We start from the raw sequence: 18914 nt of genomic DNA, 5'->3' as shown, positions 1-18914 counted from the left end.
CGCTCCCACAGTTGGAATGCGTACCCCTGTGGGAGCGAGCCTGCTCGCGAAGAGGCCCGCCCAGACAACAAAAATCCAGTGCCCGACAGAGGCATAACCTCCATCACCGTGAGGCTAAAAACCGTGATCAAGTCCCTGACCCATCTTCCGCACCCTTACGAAAATGCAGCGGCCCTCGCCAGCCATTTCACCGACCTGGCACCCCCGCTCAATGACCGGCAGGCTCACCTGGAAGCCTCGCGCTGCCTGTATTGCTACGACGCCCCCTGCGTCAACGCGTGCCCCAGCGAAATCGACATTCCCTCGTTCATCCGCAACATCCATCAGGACAACGTACAAGGCGCCGCGCAGAAGATCCTCTCGGCCAATATCCTCGGCGGCAGTTGCGCGCGGGTTTGCCCCACGGAGATCCTTTGCCAGCAGGCCTGTGTGCGCAACAGCGCCCATGAATGCGCGCCGGTGCTGATCGGCCTGCTGCAGCGCTACGCCGTGGACAACGCACATTTCAGCCAACACCCCTTCCCTCGCGCCGCCGCCACCGGCAAGCGCATTGCCGTGGTCGGCGCGGGTCCCGCCGGGCTGTCCTGCGCCCATCGCAGCGCCATGCACGGCCATGACGTGGTGATTTTCGAAGCACGGGAAAAGGCCGGCGGCCTCAACGAATACGGAATCGCCAAATACAAACTGGTGGACGATTACGCGCAGAAGGAACTGGATTTCCTGCTGGAGATCGGCGGCATTGAAATCCGCCACGGGCAAAAGCTCGGCGACAACCTGAGCCTGAGCGAACTGCATCAACAATTCGATGCGGTGTTCCTCGGCCTTGGACTCAATGCCAGCAAACAACTCGGCCTGCCTCATGAAGACGCCCCCGGCCTGCTCGCCGCTACCGACTACATCCGCGAACTGCGCCAGGCCGATGACCTGAGCCAACTGCCGCTGGCCGACCACTGCATCGTCCTCGGTGCTGGCAATACCGCCATCGACATGGCCGTGCAAATGGCCCGCCTCGGTGCCCGTGACGTCAACCTGGTGTACCGCCGTGGTGCCGATGACATGGGCGCCACCCACCACGAACAGGAGATCGCCAAGGCCAATCAGGTGCGCCTGTTGACCTGGGCGCAACCGGACGAAGTGCTGCTCGACGATCAGGGCAACGTGCGTGGCATGCGTTTCGCCCGCACCCATCTGGTCGAAGGCCGCCTGCAAACCACCGGCGAAACCTTCGAGCTGGCCGCCGACGCGATCTTCAAGGCCATCGGCCAATCCTTCGACTCAAGCACCCTCACCGATCCACTGGCCCGGGAATTGAAGCGCCAGGGCGATCGCATTCAAGTGGACGAACACCTGCGCACCAGCATCCCCGGTGTGTATGCCGGCGGCGACTGCACCAGCCTCGACCAGGACCTCACCGTGCAGGCGGTGCAGCACGGCAAACGGGCCGCCGAGGCCATTCATGCTCAACTGATGCTTAACGTGGAGGCTGCGTAAATGGCCGATCTGTCGATTGTCTTCGCTGGCATCAAAAGCCCCAATCCGTTCTGGCTGGCCTCCGCGCCGCCGACCGACAAGGCCTACAACGTGGTCCGTGCCTTCGAGGCGGGTTGGGGTGGCGTGGTCTGGAAAACCCTGGGAGAAGATCCGGCGGCGGTCAACGTCTCGTCGCGCTATTCGGCGCACTACGGGGCCAACCGGGAAGTGCTGGGCTTCAACAACATCGAACTGATCACCGACCGCTCGCTGGAAATCAACCTGCGGGAAATCACCCAGGTGAAAAAGGACTGGCCGGACCGCGCGCTGATCGTGTCGCTGATGGTGCCCTGCGTCGAAGAATCCTGGAAACACATCCTGCCGCTGGTGGAGGCCACCGGTGCCGATGGCATAGAACTGAATTTCGGTTGCCCCCACGGCATGCCGGAACGCGGTATGGGCGCGGCGGTCGGCCAGGTGCCAGAGTACGTCGAACAGGTCACCCGCTGGTGCAAGACGTATTGCTCGTTGCCGGTGATCGTCAAGCTCACACCGAACATCACCGACATCCGCGTCGCCGCCCGTGCGGCCCATCGCGGTGGCGCCGATGCCGTGTCGCTGATCAACACCATCAACTCGATCACCAGCGTCGACCTGGAGCGCATGGTGGCCAACCCGGTGGTCGGCAGCAAAAGCACCCACGGCGGTTATTGCGGCTCGGCGGTCAAGCCGATTGCCTTGAACATGGTCGCCGAAATCGCCCGCGATCCGCAGACTGCCGGGTTACCTATCAGCGGCATCGGCGGCATCGGCAACTGGCGCGATGCAGCAGAGTTCATGGCCTTGGGCAGCGGCTCGGTGCAGGTGTGCACGGCCGCGATGCTCCATGGTTTCCGCATCGTCGAGGAAATGAAAGACGGCCTGTCGCGCTGGATGGACAGTCAGGGCTACGCCAGCATTGCAGAGTTTTCCGGGCGCGCCGTGGCCAACACCACGGACTGGAAGTACCTGGACATCAACTATCAGGTGATCGCGAAAATCGACCAGGACGCCTGCATCGGCTGCGGCCGCTGCCACATCGCCTGTGAAGACACCTCGCACCAGGCGGTGGCCAGCCTGAAACAGGCCGACGGCACCCACCGCTATGAAGTGATCGATGAGGAATGCGTGGGCTGCAACCTGTGCCAGATCACCTGCCCGGTACAGGATTGCATCGAGATGGTGCCGGTGGAGACAGGCAAGCCATTCCTGGACTGGAACCATGATCCGAGGAATCCGTATCACGTTGCCGTTTGAGTTCACCGGCGCCTGAGCGGACGCCATCGCGGGCAAGCCTTGCTCCTACAGGATTGAAGTCAATTCACAATTTTGTGAACGACGCTAGACCTGTAGGAGCATGGCTTGCCCGCGATGGCGATCTGACCGGCGACGAAGCCTACGGCTCCAACCCAATCCCCCGCAAAATCACACTCGTCACCGTCTGCACCGCCCGCTCGAACTGCATATCCGACAGCGGCTGGTGATCATTGAGAATGTTCACTTGATGATCGAAGTCCGCGTAGTGCTGGGTCGAGGCCCAGATCATGTACAGCAGGCTTGATGGCTCCACCGGCAGGATGCGTTTGTCGTCCACCCACTGGCGGATTTTCGCTTCCTTCATCTTGGCCCAATCGTAGAGACTGGCGTCCAGCGCCGAGCCCAGGGTCGGTGCGCCGTGGATGATTTCATTGGCCCAGACTTTCGAGCCATAGGGGCGACTGCGGGAGTGATTCATCTTGGCGCGGATGTAGCTGCTGAGCACCACCCGCGGGTCATCGAACATCTCGAAGCACAGCGCGTCCTGCTTCCACACTTCCAAAAGGTCGAACAGCACGGCGCTGTACAACTCGGTCTTGGTGCTGAAGTAGTAATGCAGGTTGGAACGAGGCAGTTGCACCTCAGCGGCGATGTCGGCCATGGCCGTGCTGCCGAAGCCTTTTTCGGCGAAGACCTTCTCGGCCCCCAGCAGAATTTTCTCGACGTTACTGCGACGAATCCCGATCTTGTGATTGCCCATGTGGGCTCCCTGACAACAGCGTTAAACAAGACTAGCATCCGCTCTACCGCGCGGCGACAGGGCAAAGGCAAACTTCCTGCAACCGGCTCTTCACGACTAGACTTGCGTTCACATCCAACCTGCTACAGAGGGAACTGACATGCTCAAGAAAACCCTGACCACCGCCGCCCTGCTCGGCTCGTTGCTCGCCGCTTCCTCGGTGTGGGCCCACGCGCATTTGAAGAGCCAGACACCCGCCGCCGACAGCACAGTCAGCCCGCCGGCGGAGCTGAGCCTGATTTTTTCCGAGGGGGTCGAAGCCGACTTTTCCAAAGTGACGATCAGCAAGGACGGTACCGAGATCCTGGTAAAAAGCCTCGCCACTCAAGGCGGCGATAAAAAGACCCTGATCGTCACGCCGGCGGTGCCGTTGACCGCAGGCTCGTACAAGGTCGAATGGCATGTGGTGTCGGTCGATACCCACAAAAGCGAAGGTGCCTACGCCTTCAAGGTGGGCCAGTAATACATGACCGACGCGATGGTGCTGTGCCGCTTCCTGCATTTCACCATGGTGCTGATGCTGTTCGGGGCGTGGGTCTTCAAACCGCTGCTGTTGGGACGCGATATTACGCTGGATCAATCGTTGGCGCGCATCGGCCGCTGGCTGGTGGCAATGGCACTGGCCAGCGGTGTCGGCTGGCTGCTGCTGGTCACCGCCAGCATGGCCGGTGCCTGGAGCGCGGCACTCGAACCGTCAACGTTGAATCTGGTGCTGGGCCGCACCTTTTTTGGCCAGGTGTGGCGCTGGCACCTCTTGATCAACGCCCTGCTGCTTGTGTTACTGCTGTCACCGTTGCGAGCCAGCCGAGCCCTGCAACTGATCCTCGGCAGCCTGCTGCTGGCAACCCTGGCCCCGGTCGGTCATGGCGCCATGTTCGATGGCGTCGCGGGCCGATTGCTGATCTTCAATCAACTGTTGCACCTGACCTGCGTCAGCGCGTGGCTCGGCGGCTTGATGCTGCTGTTCATGATCCTGCGCCGACCGGACGGGCATTCCATTGAGAGGCTGTTGCGGCGATTCAGTGGTGTCGGTTATGGCCTGGTGGCCGGTCTGCTGGTCACCGGCCTGATCAATGTGCGGGCCCTCACCGGTGCCTTCTGGCCGACGCCCCTGCTGACCGGCTTTGCCCTGATCCTGTTGATCAAGGTCTCGCTGGTGGGCGCGATGCTCGGGCTGGCGCTGTTCAATCGTCTGCGGATCAACGATTGTCAGCAGCATGTGCCGGCATTGCGCCGCAGTGTGCTGCTGGAGTGGTTGCTGGGGATGGGCGCGGTGGCGGCGGTTTCGTTGCTGGGCACCCTGCCGCCGATGATGCCCGGTTGATCAGCCTGCTCGCCCTTGATTTTGGTGTGCATTGCATTAAAAGATCGCAGCCTGCGGCAGCTCCTACATTGGAATGCGTACCCCTGTAGGAGCTGCCGCAGGCTGCGATCTTTTCCCCCCTCACCACAAGACGAAATCCCATGACCCTGCTCGAGCTCGAAGACGACCTCACCCACCTCACCCTCGCGCCCGAACTCGGCGGCAGCATCGTCAACTGGACCGTTCGTGACAGCGGCCAGCCCTTGTTACGCCATACCGATTCGCATGCCTTGAACACCGGCCTGCCCGGCATGCTCGCCTGCTTCCCCCTGGCACCCTGGTCGAACCGCATTGCCGAAGGCGGCTTCGATTGCCCCGATGGCTGGCTGGCACTGACACCCAACAGCCTCACCGACCCGCTACCGATTCACGGCAGCGCCTGGCAGCAACCCTGGCAAGTGCTCAGCCAATCCTCGAAAGAAGTGATCCTGCAACTGCACAGCACCACACCCTTCGCCTACCGCGCCCGTCAGCGTTTCCACCTGAGCGCCGGCCGCCTGAGCATCGAACTGCAGGTGACCCACCTGGCCGAGCGCGCTGCGTGGCACGGATTGGGTTTGCATCCCTACTTTCCACGCACGGCGAGTACTCGGCTCAAGGCGCAGGCCGAGCAGGTCTGGTTGTGTGATGAATCGAAACTGCCGACAGCGCTCGACAGCCTGCCAGCGCAATGGAATTTCCAGCAATCGGCCGCGCTGCCCGATTCACTGGTCGACAACGGCTTCTGCCAATGGAACGGCCACTGCCTGATCCAGCAACCGGACCTGGGCCATGAACTGCAATGCCAGGCCAGCGGCAGTGACTACTACCTGCTCTACTGCCCGCCCGGCCTGGATTTTTTCTGCCTCGAACCGGTCAGCCACCCGGTCAACGCCCATCACTTGCCCGGTCGGCCGGGCTTGCGTCTACTGGAGCAAGGTCAATCCGTTGAACTGGGCTTCGCCTTGCAATACCGGGTGTTTCAGGCCGGTGCGCCCAACAGCTGACTCAGCACTGCACGCAACTTGCCGGGCTTCACCGGCTTGTTCAGCAGTGGCGCATCGAGCCGCTGCAACGAACGCCGGCACTGATCGGTACGGTCCGCCGTGATGATCACCGCGGGAATACGCTGGTGGAAATGCTCGCGCAGGTGACGCACCACATCACAACCCACCACGCCGTGATCAAGGTGATAGTCGGCCAGAATCAGCTCCGGCGGATTTCCCGCCAAGGCCGCCAGCGCCGAACCTTCATCGGTGGCCGTGACCACCTCGCAGCCCCACTGCCCGAGCAACGCGCCCATGCTCTGCAGGATGCTCACTTCATTGTCCAGCACCAGCAAACGCCGGCCCGGCAACGGGTCTCCGGTGCTCGGCTGAGGGGCGGCCTGGCCGATCGGCAAGGGGATGTCATGGGCCAGCGGCACCTCGATGCTGAACATCGATCCGCGTCCGGGCCGTGACTGCACGCCAACGGGATAGCCGAGGATCCTGGCGATGCGTTCGACAATCGCCAGCCCCAGGCCCACGCCTTTGCGGTCCGCGGCGCGGCCGACATCCAGCTGGTTGAACTCGAGGAAGATCGAGTCGAGCCGATCCGCCGGGATACCGCGCCCGGTGTCCCACACTTCCAGTCGCAGAGACTCACCCCGGCGCCGGGCGCCGAGCAGGATGCTGCCTGCGTCGGTGTAGCGGCAGGCGTTGCTGAGGAAGTTGCGCAGGATGCGGGTCATCAGGCGCAAGTCGGTGCTGATGGCGTGATCGCCCATGTGCACCCGCAGGTTCAAGCCTGCCGCCTGGGCAACCGACTGGAACTCCGAGACCAGCGGCCCGAGCAGTTCATCCAGGCGGTAGGAGGCGATGTCCGGCTTGACCGCCGACTGATCGAGCCGGGAAATGTCCAGCAGATCGGTCAGCAAGTCTTCCGCGCCTTCCAGGGCCTGGTGCGTACGCTCGACCAGCACTTGCTCGACGTCCGGCAGCCGGCGTTCGCGCAGGGTCGAGATCAGCAGCCTGGCCGCATTCAGCGGTTGCAGCAGGTCATGACTGGCCGCCGCCAGGTATTTGTCCTTGCTGCGGTTGGCGGCCTCGGCGGCATCACGGGCATCGCGCAGGGCCTGGGCGATCTGTTTACGCTGGGTGATCTGCTGCTGCAGGTTGCGGTTGGCTTCCAGCAATTCGTTGGTGCGCGCGATCACTCGCTGCTCCAGTTCGTCATTGAGTTGTTGCAGGCGTTGCTGAGCCTGCACGCGCTCGGTGATATCGGCGACAAAACCTTCCACCAGCCCTTCCTGGCCGGGCTTGAGCAACAGGTTCATCAACACATCGATAGGGCTGCCGTCCTTGCGCCGCAGGCGGGTTTCGTAACCGTGCAGGCTGCGTTGCTGCTGGAGGATTTCACCGATGGCTTGCAGCTCCTGCGGGCCACCGCAGAACAGCTTGCTGGCCAGGTCATTCAGGGAAAACAGCACGTCCTGCGGGTCCTGATAGCCGAGCATGCGCGCCAGCGCCGGGTTGGCTGCGCGCATGCCCTCTTGCAGGCTGGCCTGGAAAATCCCGTGCACCGCGTTTTCGAACAACCATTTGTAGCGGTTGCGCTCCGCCTCCAGCTCATCCAGGCGCGCCGCCAGTTCCGGGTAATGACTCTTGCGCGCCGAGTGGCTGCCCAGCCCCAGCAGCCCGGTCAGTGCCGCGCGTTGCTGCTCGTCAGAGGGCTTCGCCATAAACGACCTCGACATCACGCTGACTGGACTCGCGCGGGTTGGTCAGGATGCACGGGTCATCCATGGCATGTTGCGACAGGAACGGAATGTCCGAGGTGCTGACCCCATGCAAGCCCAGGGTTTCGTGGAAGCCGATGGCGTGTTTCAACGCGATCAGGTGCTCCACCAGACGCCCGCAGATCTGCCGCTGGTTCAGCCCCCGGCAATCGATGCCGAAGGTCTCGGCAATGACCTTGAAACGCTCCGGCGCCGAGCTGTAGTTGAAGGCCACCACGTGTTCCACCAGCACCGCGTTGCACAGGCCGTGGGGCAGGTCGAGAAAGCCGCCCAGGCTGTGGGACATGGCATGCACCGCGCCGAGGATCGCGTTGGAAAACGCCAGCCCGGCCTGCATGCTGCCGAGCATGATTTTTTCCCGCAGGGCGATGTCCGTGGGGTTGGCGATCATCTGCACCAGGTTGCCATTGATCAGGCGCATCGCTTCCAGTGCATGGGGATCGGTCAGCGGCCCGTGACCGGTGGAGACGAAGGCTTCAATGGCGTGCACCAACGCATCGATGCCGGTACAGGCCGAGAGGAACGGGTCCATGCTCAGGGTGGTTTCCGGGTCGATCAGCGACACGTCCGGCACCACCGCCTTGCTGACGATGGAGAACTTCATGCGTTCCTGCTGGTTGGAAATGATCACGAACTGCGAGACATCGGCGGAGGTGCCGGCGGTGGTCGGGATCAGGATCAACGGCGGACTGGGCACGCGAATGGTGTCCACCCCTTCGAATTCGAGGATGTTGCGCCCGTGGGCGACGACAATGCCGATGCCCTTGCCGCAATCCATGGGGCTGCCGCCGCCGACCGCGACAATCACATCGCAGTGGTTTTCCCGGTACATCTCGGCACCGAGCATGACCTCTTCGATACGTGGATTGGGCGACACGGCGCTGTACAGGCAGTATTCGATGCCCAAGGCTTGCAGGCTGGCCTCGACGTCGGCGACCCACCCGGCGGCAATCACCCCCGGATCACTGACCACCAGCACCTTGCGCGCGCCAAAGGTCTTGGCGTAGTTACCAACGTTGTGCCGGCAACCGGCACCGAAGATGATTTCAGGCGAGACGAACTTACGCAGCTGACTGAGACTCTGGCTCATTGGAAGCCTGTTTTTTATTGTTTTGAAAGGTAACGTCCACACTAAAGCATCCGGCTGCGAATGCAATCAGACCAAGGTCATCTGCCGGGATTGCGAATTCGCCGCAGCCCCCCTGTAGGAGCGAGCCTGCTCGCGATGGTGTATCAGCAAAACACGTGTCGACTGACACACCATCGCGAGCAGGCTCGCTCCTACACGGGATTCGCGGTGTTTGGTCTATCCGCGATAGATCAACTGTGAAGCCTTCGCATTGCGCAACGTCAGGTGCTCCATGCCCTGCCCCGGCGCCTCGGCTTCCTCCCGGGCCTTGAGAATCACGCCATGGTGCGGCGACTTGCTGCACACCGGGTCGGCATTCTCGGCATCGCCCGTCAGCATGAACGCCTGGCAGCGGCAGCCACCCAGGTCCTTGTGCTTCTCATCACAGGAGCGACACGGCTCCTTCATCCACGCATCGCCACGAAAACGGTTGAAGCCAAACGAATCGTTCCAGATGTGCTCGATACTGTGCTCACGCACATTGGGAAACTGCACCGGCAGCTGCCGGGCGCTGTGGCAAGGCAACGCGGTGCCGTCGGGGGTGATGTCGAGAAACAGGTTGGCCCAGCCGTTCATGCAAGTCTTGGGACGTTCCTCGTAGTAGTCCGGGGTGACGAAGATCAGTTTGCACGGATGGCCCCGGGCCTCGAGGCGCTGGCGATATTCGTTGGTGATGCGCTCGGCGCGCTGCAATTGCTCGCGGGTCGGCAGCAGGCCAACACGGTTGAGTTCGGCCCAGCCATAGAATTGGCAGGTGGCCAACTCGACGAAATCCGCTTCCAGCTCCAGGCACAGGTCAATGATCCGGTCGATCCGGTCGATGTTGTGCCGGTGGGTCACGAAGTTCAGCACCATCGGATAGCCCTGGGCTTTCACCGCCCGGGCCATGGCCAGTTTCTGCGCGAACGCCTTGCGCGAACCCGCCAGCATGTTGTTCACCGCCTCATCGGCAGCCTGGAAACTGATCTGGATATGGTCGAGCCCGGCCACCTTGAAATCGTGCACTTTCTGTTCGGTCAGGCCGATGCCCGAGGTGATCAGGTTGGTGTAGTAACCCATGTCCCGCGCGGCCTTGATCAGCAGCGCCAGGTCCTGGCGCACCAGCGGCTCGCCGCCGGAAAACCCCAGTTGCGCGGCGCCCATCTCCCGCGCTTCGTGAAAGACGCGAATCCATTCTTCGGTGCTCAACTCCTCGCCGTGCCGGGCGAAGTCCAGCGGGTTGGAGCAATACGGACATTGCAGTGGGCAGCGGTAAGTCAGCTCCGCCAGCAACCACAACGGCGGCCCCGGCAGTGCATCATTCGATCCAGAACTGCGCATGGGCCACCTCCAGAAACGCCAGCACATCCTCGTCGATTCCCGGTACACCCGGAAAATCCGCCGTCAGCCGATCGATGATCGCGGCGACGCTGCGCTCACCATTGAGCAGAGTCAGAATCTGCCCGGCGCTGCCGTTGAGCTTGATCATGCCTTCGGGGTACAGCAGCACATGGCAGGCCTGGCGCGGTTCCCATTGCAGGCGAAAACCCCGGCGCAACGACGGTGACTGTTCGCGCTTGATCAGGCTCACAGGGCAATCCCCCGATGCCAGACGTTGTCGCGGGTGACGGTGTGATAAGGCGGGCGCTCCATCTCATAGGCCATGCTCATCGCATCGAGCATGCTCCACAGCACGTCGAGCTTGAATTGCAGGATCTCAAGCATGCGTTGTTGAGCCTCATGGGTGACGTAATGGGCCAGGGTGATGCGTAAACCATGCTCGACATCGCGCCGGGCCTGGCCCAGGCGCGTGCGGAAATATTCGTAGCCAGCCGGGTCGATCCACGGGTAGTGCTGTGGCCAGCTGTCCAGGCGCGACTGATGGATCTGCGGCGCGAACAACTCGGTCAGCGAACTGCTGGCGGCTTCCTGCCAACTGGCGCGGCGGGCGAAGTTGACGTAGGCGTCCACGGCGAAGCGCACGCCGGGCAACACCAGTTCCTGAGAAAGGATTTGCTCGCGATCCAACCCCACCGCTTCGCCCAGGCGCAGCCAGGCTTCGATGCCGCCTTCGCTGCCGGGGGCGCCGTCGTGGTCCAGCAGGCGCTGAATCCACTCGCGACGGATCTCACGGTCGGGGCAGTTGGCGAGGATCGCGGCGTCCTTGAGCGGGATGTTTACTTGGTAATAGAAGCGATTGGCGACCCAGCCCTGGATCTGTTCGCGGGTGGCGCGGCCCTGGTACATCGCCACGTGGTACGGGTGATGGATGTGGTAGTAGGCGCCCTTGGCGCGCAGGGCGGCTTCGAATTCGGTGGGGTTCATTGGAGCCTGGGTCATTGTCTTTCTCCGGGAAATCTTCGGTGTCTGGTATGGCCCTATCGCGAGCAGGCTCGCTCCTACAATGGAACTGGTCAGCACACAAAACCTTGTGGGAGCGAGCCTGCTCGCGATGGGGCCATCCGCTACAGCACAATATCCATGCCGTCATACGCCACCTCGATCCCCCGCCGCGCCAGCAGCGCCCGTTCGGCCGAGTCTTCGTCGAGGATGGGATTGGTGTTGTTGATGTGGATCAGCACCTTGCGCTGGCGGGGGAAATCTTCCAGCACCTCAAGCATGCCACCCGGCCCGCTTTGCGCCAGGTGACCCATTTCACTGCCCAGGCTCTGTCCGACTTCGCAGATACGCATCTCGTCGTCGCGCCACAGGGTGCCGTCGAGCAACAGGCAATCGGCGCGCTGCATCCAGCCCAGCACATCGTCATCCACCTGTCCCAACCCCGGCGCATAGAACAGCGAGGCGCCGCTGCGCTGGTCCTCGATGAACAGGCCGATGGTGTCACCGGGCTGCGGATTGCCGCGATTGGGTGAATACGGCGGCGCGTTGCTGACCAGTGGAATCGCGCGAAACTGCAGATGGCCGCAGGCCGCGATGGCGAACGGCTTGCGATCCAGGCGCACGGGTTGCCACTGCAACCCGCCGTTCCAGTGCTTGAGCATGGTGAACAACGGGAAGCCGCTGCTGAGGTCCTGATGAACCCGTTCGGTGCACCAGACGCTATGCGGGCAGCCTTCGCGCAGGCTCAGCAGGCCAGTGCAATGATCGATCTGGCTGTCCATCAACACCACGCCGGCGATGGCACTGCCACGCAGGCGGCGTGCCGGTTGCAGCGGGGCGAAACTCTCGAGTTGCGCACGGATGTCCGGCGAAGCGTTGCACAGCACCCAGTCCACACCGTCGTCGCTCAGGGCAATCGACGACTGCGTACGCCGTTGTGCACGCAGGCTGCCATCGCGCACGCCGGCGCATTGCCGACAGTTGCAGTTCCACTGCGGAAAACCACCGCCGGCGGCGGAGCCCAGAACCCGGATGTGCATGAGCAATGCTCCAGAAGGCAGACCCGGCCAACGCAGCGCTGGCCGGGTGAACAATCAACGGTTGGCGAAATACATCGTCACTTCGAAGCCAATGCGCAGATCGGTAAACGCGGGTTTAGTCCACATGGGTCATTCCTCTTCTTGTGCCGGGTGATTCCGGTAGCACCATTAATGCACGCGGCGCCGGGCACCCGAATGCTACTTTCGAAGGAGGTTTGGGGGTGCGTTGGTAGGGGGTATGGCGAACACACAAAACCACTGTAGGAGCGAGCCTGCTCGCGATCGCGGTCTGACATCCAACATCAATGTTGAATGTACAGGCCTCATCGCGAGCAGGCTCGCTCCTACAGTGGAGATGGGGTGTTTTCAGGAGATCAGAAGAACCCCAACGGATTGATGTCGTAGCTCACCAGCAGGTTCTTGGTCTGCTGATAGTGATCAAGCATCATCTTGTGGTTCTCCCGACCGACACCGGACTTCTTGTAGCCGCCGAACGCAGCATGTGCCGGGTACAGGTGATAGCAGTTGGTCCACACCCGCCCGGCCTTGATCGCCCGGCCCATGCGGTAGGCGCGGTTGATGTCGCGGGTCCACAGGCCGGCTCCGAGGCCGAACTCGGTGTCGTTGGCAATCGCCAGGGCTTCGGCTTCGTCCCTGAAGGTGGTGACACCCACCACCGGACCGAAGATTTCTTCCTGGAACACCCGCATCTTGTTGGTGCCCTTGAGCAAGGTCGGCTGGATGTAATAGCCGCTGGACAGATCGCCCTCAAGACGCTCGGCTGCGCCGCCGGTGAGCAACTGGGCGCCCTCCTCCTGGGCGATGTTCAGGTACGAGAGGATCTTGTCGTATTGCTGCTGCGACGCCTGGGCGCCGACCATGGTCTCGGTGTCCAGCGGATTGCCGCGCTTGATCTTGACGATCTTCTTCATGACTTCGGCCATGAAGGATTCGTAGATCGACTCCTGCACCAGCGCCCGGGACGGGCAGGTGCAGACTTCACCCTGGTTGAAGAACGCCAGCACCAGGCCTTCGGCGGCTTTCTCGATGAACGCGGGTTCGGCCTGCATGATGTCTTCGAAGAAGATGTTCGGCGATTTGCCACCCAGTTCCACGGTGCTCGGGATGATGTTCTCGGCGGCGCAATGCAGGATGTGCGCACCCACCGGGGTCGAGCCGGTGAAGGCGATCTTGGCGATGCGCTTGCTGGTGGCCAGCGCCTCGCCGGCTTCACGACCGAACCCCTGGACGATGTTCAGCACCCCCGGCGGCAGCAAATCGGCGATCAGTTCGGCGAAGACCATGATCGACAGTGGCGTTTGCTCCGCCGGCTTGAGCACGATGCAGTTACCGGCGGCCAGGGCTGGCGCGAGCTTCCAGGCGGCCATCAGCAGCGGGAAGTTCCACGGGATGATCTGCCCGACCACACCCAACGGCTCGTGGAAGTGGTAGGCGGTGGTCAGCTCGTTGATCTCGGCGGCGCCGCCTTCCTGGGCGCGGATGCAGCCAGCGAAGTAGCGAAAATGGTCGGCCGCCAGTGGCACGTCGGCATTGAGGGTTTCGCGCACCGCCTTGCCGTTGTCCCAGGTTTCGGTGACGGCGAGGATTTCCAGGTTCTGTTCGATGCGGTCGGCGATTTTCAGCAGCACCAGCGAGCGGTCCTGGGCCGAGGTCTTGCCCCATGCGTCGGCGGCCGCATGGGCGGCGTCGAGGGCCTTGTCGATGTCGACGGCGCTGGAGCGCGGGAATTCGGCAATCACTTCGCCGTTCACCGGCGAGGTGTTGGTGAAGTACTCGCCATTGACCGGCGCGACGAATTCGCCGCCAATGAAGTTGCCGTAGCGTGGCTTGAAGGAGACGACGGCGCCAGGTGTTCCGGGTTGGGCGTAGATCATGATGAGGCCTCTGTCTGGGTCGATGCCTGCCGAACTGACAGGCAATAAAATTCGTTATCTGTAGGAGCGAGCATGCTCGCGATGGTCGCCAACGATGACGCTGGCAGCCTGACACCCCGCGGTGTTCTCGGGTCCATCGCGAGCATGCTCGCTCCTACAGGGGGTTATGCGGTGGGTTCGGGATCAGTGTTTGGCCACCAGGTCCTTGGGCAACTTGAAGGTCCAGAGCATGCCGCCCTGGTTGAAGTCCTTCACGCGCTTGGCCACTTCGCCGCCCCACAGCGGTACGGCGCCGCCCCAGCCGGAGAGCACCGAGACGTACTGCTCGCCGTCCATTTCCCAGGTCACGGGCGAGCCGAGCACGCCGGAGCCGGTCTGGAATTCCCAGACCTTTTCACCGGTCTTGGCATTGAACGCCTGCAGGAAGCCTTCCGGCGTGCCGGTGAACACCAGATTGCCCTTGGTGGTCAGCACGCCGCCCCACAGCGGCGCGAAGTTCTTGTGCCGCCAGACTTCCTTGCCGGTCTTCGGATCGATGGCCCGCAGCACGCCGATGTAGTCTTCATTCAACGGCTTGATGGTGAACCCCGCCCCGAGGAACGCCGCGCCCTTCTTGTAGGCGATGCCTTCGTTCCAGATGTCCATGCCCCACTCGTTGGACGGCACGTAGAACAGGCCGGTGTCCCGGTTGTAGGCCATCGGCATCCAGTTTTTCGCGCCGAGGAACGCCGGTGCCACGAACACCGAGCTGCCCTTGGCTTCGGAACCCGGCGCACCGGGGCGGCTGGCTTCGTTGTAGATCGGGCGACCGTCCTTATCCAGGCCCGTGGCCCAGGTGATCTTGTCCACGAACGGGAAGCCGCGGATGAATTTGCCGTTGGTACGATCCAGCACATAGAAGAAGCCGTTGCGGTCGGCGGTGGCCGCCGCCTTGATTTCCTTGCCGCCTTCGCTGTAGTTGAACGACACCAGTTCGTTCACGCCGTCAAAGTCCCAGCCGTCGTGGGGCGTGCTCTGGAAGTGCCACTTGATGGTGCCGTCGTCCGGGTTGAGCGCCAGGCGCGACGACGAGTAGAGGTTGTCGCCAGGGCGCAGGTGCGAGTTCCACGGTGCCGGGTTGCCGGTGCCGAACAGCAGCAGGTTGGTTTCCGGATCGTAATAGCCGCCCAGCCAGGGTGCCGCACCGCCGGTCTTCCACAGGTCGCCCGGCCAGGTCTTGCCCGCCTCGCCACCGGAAATACCGTTTTCCACGGCCTTGCCGTCCTTGTAGACGTAACCCATGTGGCCCTCGACCGTCGGCCGGGTCCACAACAGGTCGCCGTTTTTCGGGTCGTAGGCTTCGATCTTGCCCACCACGCCGAACTCGCCACCGGCCACGCCGGTGATCAGCTTGCCGTTGATCACCAGCGGCGCGGCGCTGATCGAGTAGCCTTCCTTGTGGTCGGCGACTTTCTTGCTCCAGACCACCTTGCCGGTGTCCTTGTTCAGCGCCACGAGCTTGGCGTCGAGGGTGCCGAAGATCACCAGGTCGCCATACAGCGCCACGCCACGGTTGATCACGTCGCAGCAGGGGCGAATGTCATCCGGTAGCCGCGCGTCGTATTGCCAGAGTTTCTTGCCGGTGCGCGCATCCACGGCGAATACCCGCGAGTAGGACCCGGTCATGTACATCACGCCGTCCTTGACCATCGGCTGCGCCTGCTGGCCGCGCTGCTTCTCCCCGCCGAACGAGAACGCCCACGCCGGGCGCAGTTCCTTGACGTTGTCGACGTTGAGAATGTCCAGCGGGCTGTAGCGCTGACCCTGAACGCCCAGGCCGTTGGTCACGACCTGCTCGGGGTTCTTCGGATCCTGGAGAATGTCCTGGTCGGAAACCCCGGCCGATGCCTGGCCGGACAACAGCATGGCACTGAGCAACAGGCTCAAGACGAAGGGCTGGCGACGTGCGGGTTGAGTCATGACGGCTTCCTCTGCGGTTTTTGTTGTTCCCGGAAAATTTTCCCGGTCTGGTGCAGATTCTTGGGCGCCGCCGCCTGGACAACAATTGGCCGCAATGTGGAGATTTCTAGTTCCTTGGTATGGGGTTGGGTGTGGATCCCGCGCCTCCCCCTCCTGTAGGAGCGAGCCTGCTCGCGATGGTGGTCAACGATAACGTTGGAGGCCTGACACCCCGCGGTGTTCTCGGGTTCATCGCGAGCAGGCTCGCTCCTACAGGGGGGGCGGTGTTGATTATTGTTGCGCATTGGAATCCACCCGCGTCATCTGCGCCCGCTCATATCGCGGGTACAGATGACTGACACTGCGGATCAACTCATAGCGACTCAAACTGATCCCGGCGAATCGCTCAGGAATAGGGCTGCGGATCATCTCGGCCATGTCGCTGCCATTGGCCGCGCCTTCGCGCATCAGTTGGTCGAGCCAGGTCAGGTAGTCGCGCATTTGCGCAAAGGGCCTGGCGTCGCTGGCGACCGGCCCGTGGCCGGGCACGATCAGCGTCCAGGGCAGCGCCTGCAGCGTGGCGATGTCGGCCAGCCACACCGACAGCCCCGGACTGTTGGGCGTGGTCAGGGCACGTTGATAAAACACCAGGTCCCCGGCAAACAGCACGCCGGTTTGCTGGTCGAGAATAGCCAGATCCGCACCCGTATGCCCACCCAGATCTATCAGGCGCAGATCATGATTCCCAAAACTTTGCACGCCGGGGATCAGCGTGCGGGTCGGCAACACGACTTCCGTGCCGCGCATCCAGTCGCCCACCAGCCGGTACATGTTTTCGGCCATCGCATCACCCTGCTTTTGCAGCAGCTCGGTGGTGCCAGCCAGTGCGCCAATCGGCACATCGCTGAACGCCTGGTTGCCCAGCACATGATCGGGGTGGTGATGGGTCAGCAAGACCTCGATCACCGGTTTGTCGGTGGTAGCGGCAATGGCCCGGCGCATGGCCTCGCCATAACGCCTGGACGGTCCGGTATCGATCACCACCACGCCACGCTCGGTGACGATGAACGCGGTGTTGACGATATTGCCGCCATTGTCCTTGGCGAAATTTTCCGTGCTGCCTTCCAGCAGCCAGGTGTCTTCAGCGATCTGCCGGGGCTTGAGCGAGTATTCGAGATCGGCCATGGCCGGCAGGCTCAGGCTGAGGAACAACAGCAGCATCCAGCGCATGTCAGGCTCCTGTTTCAGGAAAATGGGGCTCAGGGGATCGACGCATCGAATTGGTTGCCGCTGTTATCGCGCAACAACAGGCGCGTCTGCCCTGCCCCTTCCAGATCGAAGGCCAGGCTGGGGTTTTCGCTGACGGCGGGAAACAGTTCGAGGCGGGCCAGGAGCTGATCCTGTTGATCACGCAGCTCGGCATGATTGATGTAGAACTCGGGAATGCCGCTGACCATGCCGTTGTCCATCGGATGCGCCACCTGCAAGCGCAAGCGACTGAAATCCTTGCGCGGGTAGCGGCCACCCAGCACCTCGCCGACATGTTCCTCCCAGCCCGCTTCGGTGCGTACCACGCTCGGCGCGGTGCAACCGCCACCGGCCGCATCGATCAGGGTCGAGCCGACATGCCACAGCCCGTCACGGGTCAGCACCGCGGCGCGCAACGGCGTGGCCTGCTCCACGCGAATACGGATCGACAGCCACGGCAGCACACCGGCCACCGGCTCGAAATCGACGATTTTCGGCAAGGGGTTGAGTTCCGCCCAGGCGAGGATTCTCACCACGTCGCCCTTGAACGCCCGGGCGTCGATCTCCAGCGGCACTTGCCGTGCATCCTCGGCGAACGGCGGTGCCAGCAGCTTGACCCGCTGATCGAACACGTACGGCGCATCGCCAAGAAACTGCTTCTGATAAAAGCCCCACATCACCGAAGGCACCGGGTCCTTGCCCGGATCGACATCGGCGGCGTGCACGCTCAGGCTCAGACAGCAGGCCAACAGACAACTCCTTTGCCATTTCATAACCTGCTCCTATTGATACATCTCGGGCACGTCATAACGCAGGCCGTAATGGCCGTAGAGGGTTTTCAGCGTACCGTCGCGGATCAACCCCTCCAGCGCTTCCTCCACGGCATAGGCCAGTTGCCGATTGCTCTCGTGCACCGCCATGCCGATCTCCCAGAGCTGCTTGCCCATGTTCGGATAGGCGTTCTGCGCCAAGGCCAATTGCGGGTCGGCGGCTTCATGCACTTGCCAGTCGATTTCGCCGCGCATCGCCATGACCGCATCGACTTCGCCGGCCTTCATGGCGGCAAACGCCTGGGCGACGCCCGGATAGTGGTGGGTCTTGCCGGCGAGCATGCCGTTGAACACCGACGTCAGGTAGAACGACGGCACGCTGTCGACTTCGACGCCGATCGGGTGCTGCTCGAACACCGCGACACTGGCGACCTTGTCCAGGCGGCGACGGTCATAGGCGACCTGCCATTGCTCGTTCTGGTACGGCCCGAACATCACCACGTGGCCGTTTTCCAGTTCGCCGAGTTCGTTGCGTTTCTGCGCGTAATCGCGATCGTAAGGCACACGCATCATCAGGTCGGCCAGTTGCTGGTTGTGCAAGGCACTGGCACGCCAGATGTAATCTCGCAGGTCGTCGTCGAGCTTTTCGCCGGGCGGCGCCCAGATCAGCGTCAGGCGCACGCCCAACGCCTTGGCCAACGCCTGGGCCAGCTCCACGTCGACGCCCCGGGGCTGGCCGGCCTGCTCGAAACTGTAGGGCGCGAAGTCCTTGTACACCGCCACCTTCAGCTCCCCGGCGGCGATCATTTCATCGTAGTTGCGCACCTGCGCCTGCACCGACTGGCAGCACAGCCACACCGCGCCGAGCAACATCGCAAGCAGGCGCATG

At 62.6% G+C, this 18914-nt stretch carries 18 protein-coding genes; 5 read left to right on the top strand and 13 right to left on the bottom strand.

Annotation, left to right across the window (positions count from 1 at the left end; translation table 11 throughout):
• Nucleotides 1-123: 123 nt before the first annotated feature.
• Nucleotides 124-1491 carry an NAD(P)-dependent oxidoreductase gene (locus DKY63_RS01815; protein WP_110962527.1) on the top strand — a complete coding sequence of 456 codons (1368 nt, stop codon included), beginning with the start codon at nucleotides 124-126 and terminating at the stop codon, nucleotides 1489-1491.
• Nucleotides 1492-2766: an NAD-dependent dihydropyrimidine dehydrogenase subunit PreA gene (preA, locus tag DKY63_RS01810; RefSeq protein WP_110962526.1), complete on the top strand. Its 1275-nt coding sequence runs from the start codon at nucleotides 1492-1494 to the stop codon at nucleotides 2764-2766.
• A gap of 139 nt (nucleotides 2767-2905) precedes the next feature.
• Here preA and DKY63_RS01805 read toward each other — a convergent pair whose 3' ends face one another.
• Entirely contained in the window at nucleotides 2906-3526 is a 621-nt protein-coding gene (locus DKY63_RS01805) for a TetR/AcrR family transcriptional regulator (protein ID WP_110962525.1), read from the bottom strand.
• A gap of 139 nt (nucleotides 3527-3665) precedes the next feature.
• Here DKY63_RS01805 and copC point away from each other — a divergent pair, with 139 nt between their 5' ends.
• The 3 genes from copC to DKY63_RS01790 all read left to right on the top strand — a co-directional run bounded on the left by copC (nucleotide 3666) and on the right by DKY63_RS01790 (nucleotide 5914).
• Nucleotides 3666-4028, top strand: a complete 363-nt coding sequence (gene copC / locus DKY63_RS01800; protein WP_110962524.1) for a copper homeostasis periplasmic binding protein CopC — start codon at nucleotides 3666-3668, stop codon at nucleotides 4026-4028.
• A 3-nt stretch (nucleotides 4029-4031) separates the two neighbouring features.
• Complete coding sequence (copD, locus tag DKY63_RS01795) at nucleotides 4032-4889, top strand: copper homeostasis membrane protein CopD (protein ID WP_110962523.1); 858 nt, start codon at nucleotides 4032-4034, stop codon at nucleotides 4887-4889.
• A gap of 140 nt (nucleotides 4890-5029) precedes the next feature.
• Nucleotides 5030-5914 carry an aldose 1-epimerase gene (locus DKY63_RS01790; protein WP_110962522.1) on the top strand — a complete coding sequence of 295 codons (885 nt, stop codon included), beginning with the start codon at nucleotides 5030-5032 and terminating at the stop codon, nucleotides 5912-5914.
• Here the strand turns inward: DKY63_RS01790 and DKY63_RS01785 are convergent.
• The 12 genes from DKY63_RS01785 to DKY63_RS01725 form a co-directional block, all read right to left on the bottom strand.
• Complete coding sequence (locus DKY63_RS01785) at nucleotides 5890-7629, bottom strand: PAS domain-containing hybrid sensor histidine kinase/response regulator (protein ID WP_110962521.1); 1740 nt, start codon at nucleotides 7627-7629, stop codon at nucleotides 5890-5892. The genes DKY63_RS01790 and DKY63_RS01785 overlap by 25 nt on opposite strands.
• On the bottom strand, nucleotides 7613-8776 hold the full coding sequence (gene ercA / locus DKY63_RS01780) for an alcohol dehydrogenase-like regulatory protein ErcA (RefSeq protein ID WP_110962520.1): 1164 nt from the start codon (nucleotides 8774-8776) through the stop codon (nucleotides 7613-7615). Before ercA ends, DKY63_RS01785 begins: the two co-directional genes overlap by 17 nt.
• A 216-nt stretch (nucleotides 8777-8992) precedes the next feature.
• Nucleotides 8993-10135 carry a pyrroloquinoline quinone biosynthesis protein PqqE gene (pqqE, locus tag DKY63_RS01775; protein WP_110962519.1) on the bottom strand — a complete coding sequence of 381 codons (1143 nt, stop codon included), beginning with the start codon at nucleotides 10133-10135 and terminating at the stop codon, nucleotides 8993-8995.
• Nucleotides 10113-10385 carry a pyrroloquinoline quinone biosynthesis peptide chaperone PqqD gene (gene pqqD, locus DKY63_RS01770; RefSeq protein WP_110962518.1) on the bottom strand — a complete coding sequence of 91 codons (273 nt, stop codon included), beginning with the start codon at nucleotides 10383-10385 and terminating at the stop codon, nucleotides 10113-10115. The genes pqqE and pqqD overlap by 23 nt, the downstream gene beginning before the upstream one ends.
• The gene (gene pqqC / locus DKY63_RS01765; RefSeq protein ID WP_110962517.1) at nucleotides 10382-11134 is read right to left on the bottom strand and encodes a pyrroloquinoline-quinone synthase PqqC; all 753 of its coding nucleotides are present in this window, start codon (nucleotides 11132-11134) and stop codon (nucleotides 10382-10384) included. The genes pqqD and pqqC overlap by 4 nt, the downstream gene beginning before the upstream one ends.
• A gap of 125 nt (nucleotides 11135-11259) precedes the next feature.
• A complete protein-coding gene (pqqB, locus tag DKY63_RS01760; RefSeq protein WP_110962516.1) occupies nucleotides 11260-12174 on the bottom strand; it encodes a pyrroloquinoline quinone biosynthesis protein PqqB in 915 nt (304 codons plus the stop codon).
• A gap of 54 nt (nucleotides 12175-12228) precedes the next feature.
• On the bottom strand, nucleotides 12229-12300 hold the full coding sequence (pqqA, locus tag DKY63_RS01755) for a pyrroloquinoline quinone precursor peptide PqqA (RefSeq protein ID WP_003253598.1): 72 nt from the start codon (nucleotides 12298-12300) through the stop codon (nucleotides 12229-12231).
• A gap of 248 nt (nucleotides 12301-12548) precedes the next feature.
• Nucleotides 12549-14069: an acetaldehyde dehydrogenase ExaC gene (gene exaC / locus DKY63_RS01750; protein ID WP_110962515.1), complete on the bottom strand. Its 1521-nt coding sequence runs from the start codon at nucleotides 14067-14069 to the stop codon at nucleotides 12549-12551.
• A 183-nt stretch (nucleotides 14070-14252) separates the two neighbouring features.
• On the bottom strand, nucleotides 14253-16028 hold the full coding sequence (locus DKY63_RS01745) for a PQQ-dependent methanol/ethanol family dehydrogenase (protein WP_110962514.1): 1776 nt from the start codon (nucleotides 16026-16028) through the stop codon (nucleotides 14253-14255).
• A 270-nt stretch (nucleotides 16029-16298) separates the two neighbouring features.
• A complete protein-coding gene (locus DKY63_RS01735; RefSeq protein ID WP_110962512.1) occupies nucleotides 16299-17237 on the bottom strand; it encodes a quinoprotein relay system zinc metallohydrolase 1 in 939 nt (312 codons plus the stop codon).
• Nucleotides 17238-17266: 29 nt separating this feature from the next.
• Entirely contained in the window at nucleotides 17267-18028 is a 762-nt protein-coding gene (locus DKY63_RS01730; RefSeq protein ID WP_110962511.1) for a quinoprotein dehydrogenase-associated SoxYZ-like carrier, read from the bottom strand.
• Nucleotides 18029-18037: 9 nt separating this feature from the next.
• Entirely contained in the window at nucleotides 18038-18913 is an 876-nt protein-coding gene (locus DKY63_RS01725) for a substrate-binding periplasmic protein (RefSeq protein WP_110962510.1), read from the bottom strand.
• Nucleotide 18914 lies beyond the last annotated feature (1 nt).

This window comes from Pseudomonas putida, assembly GCF_003228315.1.
Taxonomy (GTDB): domain Bacteria; phylum Pseudomonadota; class Gammaproteobacteria; order Pseudomonadales; family Pseudomonadaceae; genus Aquipseudomonas; species Aquipseudomonas putida_S.
Note: the sequence above shows the minus strand (reverse complement) of the source record. Positions and strands in the feature narration are given on the sequence as shown.